Origin of the sequence: Bradyrhizobium sp. 160, from assembly GCF_023073735.1 — a bacterium.
Lineage (GTDB): Bacteria > Pseudomonadota > Alphaproteobacteria > Rhizobiales > Xanthobacteraceae > Bradyrhizobium.
This window is the reverse complement of record NZ_JADPKD010000036.1, coordinates 61,529-74,064: the sequence shown is the minus strand read 5'-3', so window position 1 is coordinate 74,064 and position 12,536 is coordinate 61,529. Positions and strand designations below refer to the sequence as shown.

The window sequence follows — 12,536 nt, the reverse complement described above, 5'->3', positions numbered from 1 at the left end:
TGCCCCATTAGAGCGGAAACGCCCAAAAGGCTACTGCCTGCCGATATCGTCGGCCATCTCCGCGGGCGCGGCTCCCTGCTCCCGGGCCGCCTCGTAGTTCAGCTCGATCATGACCCCGTTGGGATCGTGGACGAAGATCTGCCAGAGGTCGCCGCCGGGCACCTGGCGGGACTCGAACTTCATCCCCTTGGATGCGAGCCGCTGCTTCATGGCGTCGAAGCCGCGGCTGACGAAGGCGACATGGTGGACAACGCCGGAATCCGGCTTTTGTGGCTCGGCGGTCGGAGAAATATCGACGAGGTGCACCACCGGCTTGCCCTCGCTGTACATCCAGGCGCCCGGAAAGGCGAAATTCGGCCGGGCACCATTTTCCAGGCCCAGCACGTCTTCGTAGAAGCGGACCGTCTCCGCCAGTTTCCGGGTTCGGATGTTGAAATGATCGAGCACGCCCACGCTCACGCCGCCCAAACCCATGTCCATGCCTTCGCTCCCTTTTTTGAAGTCCTTGAGGTCGGCCATCCTAGCACAGGGGACCGCCAAACGAAGCCGTTGCCCTCTGGCCTCAAGGGTTTATGGTGCGCCCCAATCCGCCCTCACGGCGGAACCAGGCGCCCTGCTCGCCCGGCAAGAACCGTAAAACCCAAACTACGGACAAGGTCCCATACATGGCAAAAGTCGCTTTCCTCGGTCTTGGAGTCATGGGCTTCCCCATGGCCGGACACCTCGTGAAAAAAGGGGGCCATGAGGTCACCGTCTATAACCGCACCGCGGCGAAGGCGAAGGAGTGGGCGGACAAGTTCGGCGGCAAGACCGCAGCGACGCCCAAGGCCGCCGCTGAAGGCCAGGATTTCGTGATGTGCTGCGTCGGCAACGACAACGATCTGCGCGCGGTCACAATCGGCCCCGACGGCGCGTTTGCCGGCATCAAGAAGGGTGCGACCTTCGTCGACCACACCACCGCCTCGGCGGAAGTCGCGCGCGAACTCGATGCGGCCGCGACCAAGGCCGGTTTCAGGTTCATCGATGCACCGGTCTCCGGCGGCCAGGCGGGCGCCGAGAATGGCGTGCTGACGGTGATGTGCGGCGGCGCGGAGGACGCCTATGCCGGCGCCGAGCCGATCATCACGGGGGCCTATGCGCGGATGTGCAAACTGCTCGGGCCCGCCGGTTCCGGCCAACTGACCAAGATGGTCAACCAGATCTGTATCGCCGGCCTGGTGCAGGGTCTTTCCGAGGGTATCCATTTCGCCAAGAAGAGTGGTCTCGACGTCGCCGCAGTGATCGAGACCATCTCGAAAGGGGCTGCGCAGTCCTGGCAGATGGAAAATCGCTACAAGACCATGAACGAGGGCAAGTACGATTTCGGCTTCGCGGTGGAATGGATGCGCAAGGACCTCTCGATCTCGCTGGCGGAAGCCCGCCGCAACGGCGCCACTTTGCCGGTGACCGCACTCGTGGACCAGTTTTACGCCGAAGTCGAGAAGATGGGCGGCAAGCGCTGGGACACATCGAGCCTGCTCGCGCGCCTGCAACGCTGAGGAGCGCGAGGCGGTCGCGGCCGGGCAGCTGCGGCCGTCACCCGCCTTGACGCGGCGCCATGCCGCATCAAAGCCTGACAAGCGCATTGGGTGAAAGAACTAATCTCCGGGGGGACTGACTTGCTGAGCGTGATAGCCGCCGTTTTCATCGTTGCATATGCTGCGATCGCGCTCGAACACCCGCTCGGCATCAACAAGAGCGCTTCGGCTCTTCTGGGAGCGGGCCTGCTCTGGACCATCTACGCGCTGTCCGTGGGCGACGCATCCCTTGTCAACCACCAGCTCGACGAATCCGTCTCCTCGACCGCCCAGATCGTCTTCTTCCTGATCGGCGCCATGACGATCGTCGAGGTGATCGACGCCCACAATGGCTTCGAGGTCATCACGTCCGTGATCCGCACCACGAAGCAGATCACGTTGATGTGGATCATCGGCTTCGTGACGTTCTTCCTGAGCGCGATCCTCGACAATCTCACGACAACCATCGTGATGATCTCACTGATCCAAAAGCTGATCGGCAACAAGAACGACCGCCTGCTCTTCGCCTCTCTCATCGTCATCGCGGCCAATGCGGGCGGTGCCTGGACCGTGATCGGCGACGTCACGACCACGATGCTCTGGATTGGAGGGCAGATCACGCCTGTCAGCATCATGAGAGCGGTGTTCCTGCCGTCCCTGCTCGATCTGCTGATCCCGCTGCTCATCATTGGCTACTCCGTCAAGGGGAAGGACATCGTCCCGCCGCCGCAGCGGCAAGCGCAGGCTCTCAAGGTCGAGGTGTTCGAGCGCAATCTGATGTTCTATCTCGGCCTCGGTACGCTGGTCGCCGTTCCTGTGTTCAAGGCCGTGACGCACCTCGCCCCCTTCATGGGGATCCTGTTCGGGCTGGGCATCCTCTGGCTGGTGGGCGAGATCGTTCACCGCCACAAGGACGAGGATGCGCGTCGCCCCCTCACCCTCGTCCATGCGCTGACGCGCATCGACATGAGCTCCATTGTGTTCTTCGTCGGCATTCTCATAGCCGTCGCGTGCCTGGAGCACGCCCACATCCTGGAGCTGCTGGCTAAATGGCTCGACACAACTGTCGGCCGTCTCGACATCATCGTCATCCTGCTCGGCCTGTTGAGCGCCATCATCGACAACGTGCCGCTCGTCGCGGCGACGATGGGCATGTACAATCTGGCGCAATATCCGCCCGACAGCTTCATCTGGGAATTCATCGCCTATTGTGCCGGCACCGGCGGCTCGATCCTGATCATCGGCTCGGCCGCAGGCGTCGCCGCGATGGGGCTCGAGAAGATCGAGTTCTTCTGGTACGCCCGCCGCATCGCGGGTCCCGCGCTCGTGGGCTACCTCGCGGGTGCACTGGTCTACATCGCGCAGCACTCGCTGCTGCATTGATCTGCCCGTCGTGACGCCCTCGCCAGTGCCGGTTCCCATCACGGAAGGCGTTTCTTAATCAGGCGTTAACGTAATTCTTTAGCTCCTTAAGGCACCTCTTAAGGATTTCTTGCCAGAGATAGACAATGCAGAAGGCCCGCGTCCGGCGTGGGCAGGAATCGTGTTGCTTGATGAGTAACCCCGCTGAAAAGCCTGAGGTTGTGCAGCTTCCGGCCGAGCCGGTGAGCGCTCCATCGGCGAGCAGCCGCAGGGCTGCGGCGCAGCGGGTACGCGAGGCCCGCGACAAGTTAACGTCGACCAGCGGAACCCGGCCGGCGTTCGACGCCGAGATGTTGCGTCAATATGCCCTGACGCGGCTGTCGGCTTCCTATGTGGTGATGCTGCTGGTGGTCGCCACCGGCGTGCTGTTCGGGCTCTGGTTGCAGCCGATCCCGGCGGCGGCCTGGACCGCGGGCATGCTCTGCATCCACAGTGCGATGATCCGCAGTTGCCGGCGGTTCCTGACAGAGCCCACCTCTCCGGCCGCGACGCGCGCATGGCGAACGCGTTTCGTCGTGCTCGACCTGCTCTATGGCCTGTGCTGGATGGCGATCTTGATCCACCCGGTGCTCGACATGGTCACGGAATCGCTGATGATGTTCCTGATGCTGCTGGTGATCGCAGTATCGAGCATGCTGGCCGCCAATCTGCCGATCGCTGCCCTTGCCGCCACCGCGCCGGTCGCTGTCGCAATGGCGCTGAGCTTCGTGATGACCGGCTCCCTGGACAACTACGTCCTGGCGGCACTCGCGCTGGCGGCCGAAGGCTATTTCGTCCTGCTGGCTCACCGCCTGCACTCCTCGACCTTCGCCACGCTCGAGGCGCGCGCCGAGAAGGACGCGCTGATCGGCGAACTCGAACAGGCCAAGGCCATCTCAGACGAAGCGCGCCACCGCGCCGAATCCGCCAACGTCGCCAAGTCGCGCTTCCTTGCGCAGATGAGTCACGAACTGCGCACGCCCCTGAACGCCATCCTCGGCTTCTCCGAGGTGATGAAGAGTGAGATTTTTGGCGCACACGCGGTGCCCGTCTACAAGGAGTACTCGGCGGACATCCATAATTCCGGCGTGCACCTGCTCAACCTCATCAACGAGATCCTCGATTTGTCGCGGATCGAAGCCGGCCGCTACGAGCTCAACGAGGAAGCCGTGTCGTTGGTCGGCATCGTCGCCGACTGCCATCATTTGATGAAGCTGCGCGCCTCGAGCCGTGGCATCACGATCCACGAAGTGTTCGAGCAGGCCATGCCGCGGCTCTGGGCCGACGAGCGCGCGATCCGCCAAGTCGTGCTCAACCTGCTCTCCAACTCGATCAAGTTTACGCCGCAGGGTGGCGAGATCTGGCTCAAGGCGGGGTGGACCGCTTCGGGCGGACAATATCTCTCGGTGAGGGATTCCGGCTCCGGAATCCCCGAGGACGAGATCCCGGTCGTGCTCGCCTCGTTCGGCCAGGGCTCCAACTCGATCAAGTCGGCCGAACAGGGCGCAGGCCTCGGCCTGCCCATCGCCAAGAATCTGATTGACCTGCATGGCGGCACGTTCACTCTGAAATCGAAGCTGCGCATCGGCACCGAGGTGATCGTCACCTTCCCTCCGGAGCGCGTGATGAGCGCGCTGGCGCCGCTGTCGGATGATTCTCCGCCGCTTCAGCCCGAGAGTTCGCTCATTCCGGACGAGAAGCGCCGGCCGCGCCACAAGCCGATCATGAGCGCAGGCACGGGCTCTTAACGAGATGCTTGCAGAAATGCCCGACGATCCCTCACAATATCCGCATGAGCAAAGAAACGCCGTGCGTCGCCGTCTGCATAATCGATCCCAAGACCAAGCTTTGCTTCGGCTGCGGCCGGACCTTGCCGGAGATCGCGCGCTGGCACGCCATGCACAGCGCGGAACGGCTGGCGGTCATGGCGCTGTTGCCGGCGCGCATGAATCAGGCAGGACTCGCGCCGATCGCAGTATTGCCGAAGCGTACCTGATCGGCACGAACGCCTCTGGAGGCGCGCAATGATCCGCGTCCTGCTCGTTCTCCTCATGCTCGCCGGCACCGCAGGCGCCGTCGTCGCCTATGGCGATCCCGATCAGATCGTGCGTGCCAGTCACAAGGTTTCCCACATCTTCCGGGCGCAGACCGCCGCCCCGGCCCCCGCCGTGCATATCCCGCGCGGCCAGGGTGGCGAATTTGCGCTGCGTGCGAAGATCAACGGCGTCACTGCGCCGATGGTCATCGATACAGGTGCAACTTCCGTGGTGCTGACCTGGGAAACCGCGAAAGCGATCGGGCTGCCGCTCGAGATGCTCGAATACGATGTCGACCTGGAGACCGCGGGCGGCCACACCAAGGCGGCACGGCTCACGCTAGACCGTCTCGCCGTCGGCAAGCTGGTCGAGAAGTCGGTGCCGGCCCTGGTCGTGCAACGCGGCCAGATGAAGACCAATCTGCTCGGCATGAGCTTCCTCGACCGCCTGGAAAGCTGGGGCGTGCGCGCCGACACGCTGATGCTGACAGGTTATCCGGAGCTCCAGAGCAGCCCCCGCCGCTCGCGGATCGCGGCCGACTAGACAACTCTACGCCGCCTCCGCTGGCACGCGTGCACCGACATGCGCGATCGCCTCGCGCAGCACGTCGAGACCGGCGCCCGGCTTCACCCCCTGCTCGGCAAGATGGCGGCGGAAGGCGCGCGCGCCGGGCACGGCGTGGAACGCGCCGACGAAATGTCGCGTAATCGCGTGCAGCCGGGTGCCGCGCGCGAGCTGCTCTTCGATATAGGGCATCATCGCCTCGAGCGCGTCCTGCATCGACGCGTGCGGCGCCGCGTCGCCGAAGATGTCGGTATCGACGCTGAGCAGCCGCCACGGCTCCTGATAGGCGGCGCGGCCGAGCATCGCACCGTCGACGTGGGCAAGATGCGCCTTGGCCTCCTCGATGCCTGGGATGCCGCCATTGATGATGACAGGCACAGCAGGCATCGCGCGCTTGAGCCGATAGACGCGATCATAATTGAGCGGCGGGATGTCGCGGTTCTCCTTTGGCGACAGGCCAGTGAGCCAGGCTTTGCGGGCATGCACGATCAGCGCATCGCAGCCGGACGCCGCCACCGCACGCGCGATCGTATCGAGCGCCACTTCAGGGTCCTGGTCGTCGATCCCGATACGGCACTTCACCGTGACGGGAACGGCGACCGCGCGCTTCATGGCCTCAACGCACCGCGCCACCAGTTCCGGCTCCGCCATCAGGCAGGCGCCGAAACGGCCGTCCTTGACGCGATCGGACGGGCAGCCGACATTGAGATTGATCTCGTCATAACCAAATCCTTCGCCGATCCGCGCGGCCAGCGCGAGGTCGTGCGGATCCGACCCGCCAAGCTGAAGCGCCACCGGATGCTCGCACGCGTCGTACCCAAGCAACCGCTCCCGGTTGCCATGGATAATGGCGCCGGTGGTCAGCATCTCCGTATAAAGCAGCGCCCGCCGCGTCAGATGACGGTGGAACACCCGGCAATGCCGGTCAGTCCAATCCATCATTGGCGCGACGGAGAAGCGAAAATCGTAGAACTTCGTAGTTTTTTCGGCCATTTCAGTCACTTAGGAACATTCTTGAATTTCTTGTTGTAGCTCGTTTTTTAGCCATTTTCCTCCATTTTGGTACCCTCAGTACTGCCGCGCAGTACCGAAGACGTCCATGCAGTACCGAAAATGGAGCCTCCACGATGGGGACAGTCGTACCACGCAAGCGAAGCGATGGCTCTACGGGCTACCAAGCCCAGCTCCTCATCAAGCGAGCCGGTAAAATCGTTCATCGAGAAAATCGCACCTTTGACCGGCGGCAAGCTGCCTCTGCCTGGCTCGAAAAACGGGAGAAGGAACTTGCCAAGCCCGGCGCGCTCGAACGTCTCGAAGCGCCGGACCCTACGCTAACTGCTGTTATCGACCGCTACACAGATGAATCAATAAGGAAGATTGGACGCACGAAGGCGCAGGTTCTGCGAGCGATCAAGAACTACGACATCGCGAACAAGAGATGCTCCGAAATCACAAGCACCGACGTCGTGGCGTTTGCCAATGAACTGATAGTCAATGTCGCTCCATCAACAGTCGGCAACTATCTTTCACATTTGGGCGCTGTCTTTGCCGTGGCAAAGCCGGCATGGGCATATCCACTCGATCAAACCGCAATGAAGGATGCTTTTGTAGTCGCGAAGCGTCTCGGTATTGCGAGCAAGAGTCGTGAGCGTGATCGGCGTCCGACGCTCGAAGAGCTCGACAAAATCCTCGAATACTTCGGAGAGCGGCTGAAGCGCCGACCCTCCTCCATTCCGATGCAGAAGATCATTGGCTTTGCAATGTTTTCAACGCGCCGCCTAGAGGAGATTACGCGGATCTCTTGGAAGGATCTTGATGCGGAAGGAAGTCGTGTTTTGGTCCGGGATATGAAGAACCCCGGTGAGAAGTTCGGGAATGACGTATGGTGCGATCTTCCGCCCGAAGCGCTTCGGATCATTCTCTCAATGCCGAAAAGGCGCGAAGAAATCTTTCCGTATTGCGGCGACACCATTGGAATTAATTTCACGCGCGCGTGCCGATTCCTGGAAATCATTGACTTGCATCTGCATGATCTTCGTCACGATGGTATTTCTAGACTATTCGAAATCGGCCGGAATATTCCGCAGGTAGCTGCGGTGTCGGGTCATCGTTCTTGGTCAAGTCTCAAGCGCTACACACACTTGCGTCAAACCGGTGACAAATATGCGGGGTGGAAGTGGTTCTCAGTGCTGACAAGCTCAACCAATGCTGTCCGCGCTTCACCGAAGCACGTCTCTACCGAGGATTTCGCAACCAGGTGGTTGGATCCGACTGCGGGGTGACGGGCGATGGCGCACCTTCCAGTGAGCGGTAGACCGAGTTGGAGTAGGTGAAGCGGCTCCGACGGAGATATTTCTGACGACTTTTCTTTGTAATTCCATGCGACGGCGGGCTAATTCTCTTGTCGGACGTTTTGTTGGACGCTTCTTCGCGGTTAAAATTGTCCCGGTACCGCTCGAAAGCCGTTTCTGCCCCTACGGAAACCCATGAAGTATTGGCGGTAGCGCCTGGATTAGTAAAACAGCGCTTCCGCCCAACACGCTGGCTCCCACGACCAGCAAGGGCAGGACGCGCTCCCGAAGTATCCCGTTGCTCTCGACGTCGTTCGAATCTTGCATCCGTGCACCCGCTTTTTTCGTGCGACGAAGGCGTCATAGACTGAGTCGGGGAATCGGCAAGCGCCGAAATTTGCCGGAAAATTAACTCGTGATTCACCGACTCGACTACCCTGCGCCTAACTATTGTTTCTTCAGGTCGCAGTTGGCCCAGACGTTTGCGTTTGATCTTGAGAGCTTTGGCCGGTGCGGGGGCCCTTCTGCGTCGAGGTCGGTTCGAAGAACACTTTCGCCCTTCGATGATTTCGCAAAGCGGCGGGCCTGTACGGACCGAAACTCGTGTAGTTGCGCACCGACTTCATCGCGAGCCGATCATAGACCGACTCGTGAAGTTGCGCGGTGTCTGTCACAGCGCGGACCGCTTTCGACCAATGGAGCGCAGTCCCGCCAATCCCAACCATGCGTTCGTCGTGCATCATTCCATCGGCCGACGGATAAAGCCGCAGCAGGCTCTTGTCGACGATCACGCGACCAGCCTCAGGAATCTTATCGGCGATGAATTCCACCATCCACTCGAGCGTGATGTCTGACAGCCGAGACTCGTTCTCAGGATAGCTTCCACCGATGTCCGCGTGGTTACCTGCGAACCAAATTTGATCGAACTGTTCCGGCTCGTCCTGCCTGTCGGGCCACTTGACGGTCCCGCTCCCTCCCCATGGCACCCGCTTAAAGTCCTTTCGGCCTTCATCGATCGATTGCAAATGACGCGCGTACTGGACGTCCGAGGTGAAATGCCGGTCATAGGCCCAGTCGGGGAAGAAGCGCTGCCAGCCAATCGCAGCGACAGCATCCCAGATCCCGATGAAATAGGGGGAAGCACCGGCCCAGAGTCCGACTTCCGATTTGTAGGCAGACCGAAACCTGCTCCGCTCTCTTGTCCACTTCCTCCCGGCTCCGTGGCATTCCGAGCCGACAAACGCAAGAGACCGCCTCCTTGGCAACCCGCCGCAACGATTTGGGATCGAGGCTGATGGATTCGCCATTCCGCTCATTCCGCGGAACGCCGCAGAGCTCAAGCACGTGCGCGAGACATCTGGCCGTGTAGGCACCGCGGCTGAAGCCGAACAGATAGATGCGGTCTCCCGCCTCCCACACGCCGATGATCGCCACGTAGCAATCGATAATCTTCCTCGTGATTCCGAACGCGAACATCTGCTGAACCGTCTCCTTGAGACGGTCCCAGCCGTTGTCGTGCCTCGGCGCCGGCGTCCCGATACCTGGGACGTATAGTGCGAGCTGCTTCTTGGGGTCGATGATTGAGTCAGGGCCCGTCCTCGTCGCCCGGTACAGCTTATAGACGTTGGTGCGGCTCTCGTCCGGCAAGAGGCCGCCCTCGTTTCCTGTGCCGTCGGCGAAGACCAGGATGTTCTTAGGCATACCGGCCTCCTTCAAATGATAATTTCTGCCGGCGCAAACTACTCGGCGACGGTGAAGCTCCTGGTAGCATGGTTCGGTCTATCCGAGCGCGGTCGGGCCATGGGCCTGCTGACGATGTAGATGATGACTTCCGGCTGCACCTTCGGACTGCGCAAGGTGCGCACGGAGGCCAGCGGGGATGGCAGCGCGTTTGACATAATAATCAGTTTATACTAATCATAAGTGGTGACTGCTGATAGCACACAGTTGACCGCTCTGGGTGACCCGACCCGCCGCACGATCTTCGAGCTGATCGCGGAGCGTCCGCGCTCGGTCGCCGAGATCACCCGGCACGTTCCGGTCTCGCAGTCAGCCGTTTCCCAGCATCTGAAAGTGCTGCGCGACTCACGCCTAGTCCGCGCGGAGCCAAAAGGCGCGAGCAACGTCTATCACATCGATCCGCACGGGCTTGGTCAGATGCGTGCTTGGCTTGACCGGTTCTGGAGCAAAACGCTGGCGGCCTACAAGGTCGCCGTCGAGCAACCGCCAAGGGAGTCAAAATGAACACGCATGTATCACCCGCGCCCGTGAAGCAGTCTGTCGTGGTCGAGGCGCCGATTGAGCACGCTTTCAAGGTCTTCACCGAGCAATTCGGTAGTTTCAAGCCCAGCGAGCACAACTTACTCTCCGTCCCGATTGCCGAGACGGTTTTCGAGCCCCGCGTCGGTGGCCACGTGTATGACCGCGGGGTCGACGGCAGCGAGTGCCGCTGGGCACGCGTCCTGACCTACGAGCCGCCCAACCGGGTACTGCTGAGTTGGGACATCAGCCCACGATGGCAGATCGAGACCGATCCGGAAAAGACCAGTGAATGGGAAGTCCGGTTCACCGCCGAGACGCCACATCGGACCCGCGTCGAGCTTGAGCATCGGGAGCTGGACCGCCATGGCGATGGCTGGCAACGCGTGCGCGACGGGGTTGGCGGCGACCAGGGTTGGCCGCTGTATCTGCAACGCTATGCCGACCTGTTCGGACGCGCAGCCTGACAGACGCACATTGGATCTGTCGGACAGAGGCAAGCACTTTCCGGGATCGCCCTGTCCGATTGACATCGCGATCCATGCAGAATGACGGAGATCAGCATGGAAGCCTACACTCTGAGCATCATTGGAGTGCTCGCGCTGTGCCTTCTGTCCATCCTTTTGGCGATCTATTCGGGATCGTCCAAAGGACGTGCTGGGGCACTCTCCGGTCCAGTGCTACCGGCCGATGATGGAAACCTCCTCTATCGCATCGACCGTGTACACATGAATTCTGTGGAGGCGCTTGCCCCCTTCGTCGTGCCGGCCGTACTGGCGATGATTGTAGGTGTCGGGCCGACCACATTGGCGGCACTGGTATGGGTCTATGTCGTAATCCGCCTGATTCATCTGGTGATCTATTTGCGCGGCGGCAACGCGGCGAAAGGCGGCAGCGTAAGAACCATTCTATGTCTCAGGCGCGTTGGTCACGGTGATCCTTATTGTCGTAACCGGCGGGGTAGCCGTCTACTGAGGCATCGCGAGCCCAATCCACCGGTTGCGTCTCCCTGCAGGCGAAACCTGAGCCTCGTCGAAAATTGGTGAGGTCAAATTCGAGTCTCTCAAACGCGATGCATGTTCATTGAGAGGTCGCCCTGCGCGTACCCGCTCTCGGGCGCGAATAAAAGATGACCGCGAGCGTTCGAGATCAATCGCTGTCGATCGAAGGAGCGAACTACGCCAGAGTACTCTATGGTATTCTAGGTTATCCGCCGCAACGCCACTGTCGCGCCCATTCAATCATTTCGAAGGACGTTTCGTGGTTTTGCAAGCACAACTTTCTAGCTCTGACGGACAAATGCCGACGGTATACACCGCCGCATTTTTCTGCTCTTGAATTCACAGAAACATTTGCACCTCATGAAGCACTGGCAATTCCGCGATCAATCGGAGTCTATCGACCGGGTGGCCCGCTGCGTGCGTGACTAAGACTGACATTGCCTCGCACTGGCACAGAGCCTCGGATATCGTCAGAGATCAGGAAAGCGCCTTGGCCCCGCGCGCCGTCCACTCCCACCACTGTGTGTCGGGCATAGTCCGCTTCGCATTAAAAGCGGCCCGCTCCATCAGTTCGGTTCGTGGCCCCATAGTCGACACGTAGAAGCGGTCCCTTGTTGACACAGTTGAAGACCCAACAGCGGGCTTTCACTCCTCGCCCCGTCGCGTTGAGGGCCCTACGGCGACGATTTGGTGCGTAACCACGTCCCTGCTCGTGGCAATGACGCTAGAAACAGAACGACACAGACGCATAGCAAGACAATATCCTTGAACAGGAACTCTCCTGCCAGATTCCAGGCCATCGGATCGGTCGAAAGGCTCCACTTCACGACGCCTGGCGTCGTAAAGAAAAAAGACCATGTAATCGCGAACGTAATGATGCCAAGAAGTGAACCCATGGCTGAAAGAAGTGCGTTGAACGCACCTCCGATCAAGAGAGCCGCGATGACGAACTCCGCAACTCCCAAGAAGTATGCCTCGCCCCTCAAGCCGAGCACCGAGAGCCAAGAAATGAAGGGGCTATTGGTTATGAACTGCGCGATTCCTTGTGCCGATTGCGGCGTAAACTTCTGCATTCCGAACGACACGAATATGATGACCATGACCCACCGCAAGATGGCCAGGAATCGATAAGATCCCGCGCCGCTCTCGGCTATATTGAACATTTCCTTCATCAGATCCCCTCACAGCCAGTTGGCACGCTGCGATCTACCGCGTCACAGCTACACTCTGTACGCGGGCTCCGCCGACTCGTTACGCGTGGCGCCGCTGATGAAGGGTCACGATTTTGTGCAGGTTATGTTGGGAATATTACATCGACAAGCCATACGACGGCGTTTAGCGCAGATCGCGGCGTCTTAGCCAGCGCGGCTAATTCCCCGTCTTAGAGAACCCCTGTTTGTTTCTCTTCGTTGCAGCGTGCTGAGTTGA

14 protein-coding genes are annotated in these 12,536 nt (G+C 60.5%); 9 read left to right on the top strand and 5 right to left on the bottom strand.

The genetic code is table 11. The annotated features are described in order from the left end of the window. Positions 1-30: 30 nt before the first annotated feature. Positions 31-468, bottom strand: a complete 438-nt coding sequence (locus IVA98_RS16490) for a VOC family protein (protein ID WP_247281429.1) — start codon at positions 466-468, stop codon at positions 31-33. A 197-nt stretch (positions 469-665) separates the two neighbouring features. Here IVA98_RS16490 and IVA98_RS16485 point away from each other — a divergent pair, with 197 nt between their 5' ends. The 5 genes from IVA98_RS16485 (at position 666) to IVA98_RS16465 (ending at position 5,536) form a co-directional block, all read left to right on the top strand. Continuing rightward, positions 666-1,538 (top strand): NAD(P)-dependent oxidoreductase, encoded by an 873-nt coding sequence (locus tag IVA98_RS16485; protein WP_247335957.1) that lies wholly within the window; start codon positions 666-668, stop codon positions 1,536-1,538. 120 nt (positions 1,539-1,658) lie between these two features. Further along, positions 1,659-2,939 carry a sodium:proton antiporter NhaD gene (gene nhaD / locus IVA98_RS16480; protein ID WP_247295777.1) on the top strand — a complete coding sequence of 427 codons (1,281 nt, stop codon included), beginning with the start codon at positions 1,659-1,661 and terminating at the stop codon, positions 2,937-2,939. Between the two features lie 170 nt (positions 2,940-3,109). Beyond that, positions 3,110-4,705: a sensor histidine kinase gene (locus tag IVA98_RS16475; protein ID WP_247355218.1), complete on the top strand. Its 1,596-nt coding sequence runs from the start codon at positions 3,110-3,112 to the stop codon at positions 4,703-4,705. A 44-nt stretch (positions 4,706-4,749) separates the two neighbouring features. Next, positions 4,750-4,953 carry a DUF1289 domain-containing protein gene (locus IVA98_RS16470; RefSeq protein ID WP_247295781.1) on the top strand — a complete coding sequence of 68 codons (204 nt, stop codon included), beginning with the start codon at positions 4,750-4,752 and terminating at the stop codon, positions 4,951-4,953. Positions 4,954-4,981: 28 nt separating this feature from the next. Then, positions 4,982-5,536 (top strand): TIGR02281 family clan AA aspartic protease, encoded by a 555-nt coding sequence (locus IVA98_RS16465; RefSeq protein WP_247295783.1) that lies wholly within the window; start codon positions 4,982-4,984, stop codon positions 5,534-5,536. A gap of 6 nt (positions 5,537-5,542) precedes the next feature. Here the strand turns inward: IVA98_RS16465 and dusA are convergent, their stop codons facing one another. Further along, positions 5,543-6,550, bottom strand: coding sequence for a tRNA dihydrouridine(20/20a) synthase DusA (gene dusA / locus IVA98_RS16460; RefSeq protein WP_256466506.1), 1,008 nt, complete (start codon positions 6,548-6,550; stop codon positions 5,543-5,545). Between the two features lie 134 nt (positions 6,551-6,684). On the opposite strand from dusA, the gene IVA98_RS16455 reads away from it, so the two are divergent. Beyond that, entirely contained in the window at positions 6,685-7,839 is a 1,155-nt protein-coding gene (locus tag IVA98_RS16455; protein ID WP_247335952.1) for a tyrosine-type recombinase/integrase, read from the top strand. A 467-nt stretch (positions 7,840-8,306) separates the two neighbouring features. Here IVA98_RS16455 and IVA98_RS16450 read toward each other — a convergent pair whose 3' ends face one another. Together IVA98_RS16450 and IVA98_RS37255 are read right to left on the bottom strand one after the other, a co-directional pair. After that, positions 8,307-8,948, bottom strand: coding sequence for a T6SS phospholipase effector Tle1-like catalytic domain-containing protein (locus IVA98_RS16450; protein WP_247355229.1), 642 nt, complete (start codon positions 8,946-8,948; stop codon positions 8,307-8,309). Then, complete coding sequence (locus tag IVA98_RS37255) at positions 8,911-9,549, bottom strand: phospholipase effector Tle1 domain-containing protein (protein ID WP_247355217.1); 639 nt, start codon at positions 9,547-9,549, stop codon at positions 8,911-8,913. Before IVA98_RS37255 ends, IVA98_RS16450 begins: the two co-directional genes overlap by 38 nt. Positions 9,550-9,774: 225 nt before the next feature. On the opposite strand from IVA98_RS37255, the gene IVA98_RS16440 reads away from it, so the two are divergent. The 3 genes from IVA98_RS16440 (at position 9,775) to IVA98_RS16430 (ending at position 11,153) form a co-directional block, all read left to right on the top strand. Beyond that, complete coding sequence (locus IVA98_RS16440) at positions 9,775-10,092, top strand: ArsR/SmtB family transcription factor (protein WP_247335947.1); 318 nt, start codon at positions 9,775-9,777, stop codon at positions 10,090-10,092. After that, on the top strand, positions 10,089-10,574 hold the full coding sequence (locus tag IVA98_RS16435; protein ID WP_247355216.1) for an SRPBCC family protein: 486 nt from the start codon (positions 10,089-10,091) through the stop codon (positions 10,572-10,574). Before IVA98_RS16440 ends, IVA98_RS16435 begins: the two co-directional genes overlap by 4 nt. Positions 10,575-10,670: 96 nt before the next feature. Continuing rightward, a complete protein-coding gene (locus IVA98_RS16430) occupies positions 10,671-11,153 on the top strand; it encodes an MAPEG family protein (protein ID WP_247355215.1) in 483 nt (160 codons plus the stop codon). A gap of 629 nt (positions 11,154-11,782) precedes the next feature. Here the strand turns inward: IVA98_RS16430 and IVA98_RS16425 are convergent. Continuing rightward, positions 11,783-12,280, bottom strand: a complete 498-nt coding sequence (locus IVA98_RS16425) for a YkgB family protein (protein WP_247335941.1) — start codon at positions 12,278-12,280, stop codon at positions 11,783-11,785. Between the last annotated feature and the right edge of the window lie 256 nt (positions 12,281-12,536).

Coding starts and splice junctions, on each gene's coding strand:
- IVA98_RS16465 (WP_247295783.1), top strand. CDS start 4,982: ATGATCCGCGTCCTGCTCGTTCTCCTCATGCTCGCCGGCACCGCAGGC.
- IVA98_RS37255 (WP_247355217.1), bottom strand. CDS start 9,549: ATGCCTAAGAACATCCTGGTCTTCGCCGACGGCACAGGAAACGAGGGC.
- IVA98_RS16435 (WP_247355216.1), top strand. CDS start 10,089: ATGAACACGCATGTATCACCCGCGCCCGTGAAGCAGTCTGTCGTGGTC.
- IVA98_RS16425 (WP_247335941.1), bottom strand. CDS start 12,280: ATGAAGGAAATGTTCAATATAGCCGAGAGCGGCGCGGGATCTTATCGA.
- IVA98_RS16430 (WP_247355215.1), top strand. CDS start 10,671: ATGGAAGCCTACACTCTGAGCATCATTGGAGTGCTCGCGCTGTGCCTT.
- IVA98_RS16470 (WP_247295781.1), top strand. CDS start 4,750: ATGAGCAAAGAAACGCCGTGCGTCGCCGTCTGCATAATCGATCCCAAG.
- IVA98_RS16455 (WP_247335952.1), top strand. CDS start 6,685: ATGGGGACAGTCGTACCACGCAAGCGAAGCGATGGCTCTACGGGCTAC.
- IVA98_RS16475 (WP_247355218.1), top strand. CDS start 3,110: ATGAGTAACCCCGCTGAAAAGCCTGAGGTTGTGCAGCTTCCGGCCGAG.
- IVA98_RS16485 (WP_247335957.1), top strand. CDS start 666: ATGGCAAAAGTCGCTTTCCTCGGTCTTGGAGTCATGGGCTTCCCCATG.
- dusA (WP_256466506.1), bottom strand. CDS start 6,550: ATGGCCGAAAAAACTACGAAGTTCTACGATTTTCGCTTCTCCGTCGCG.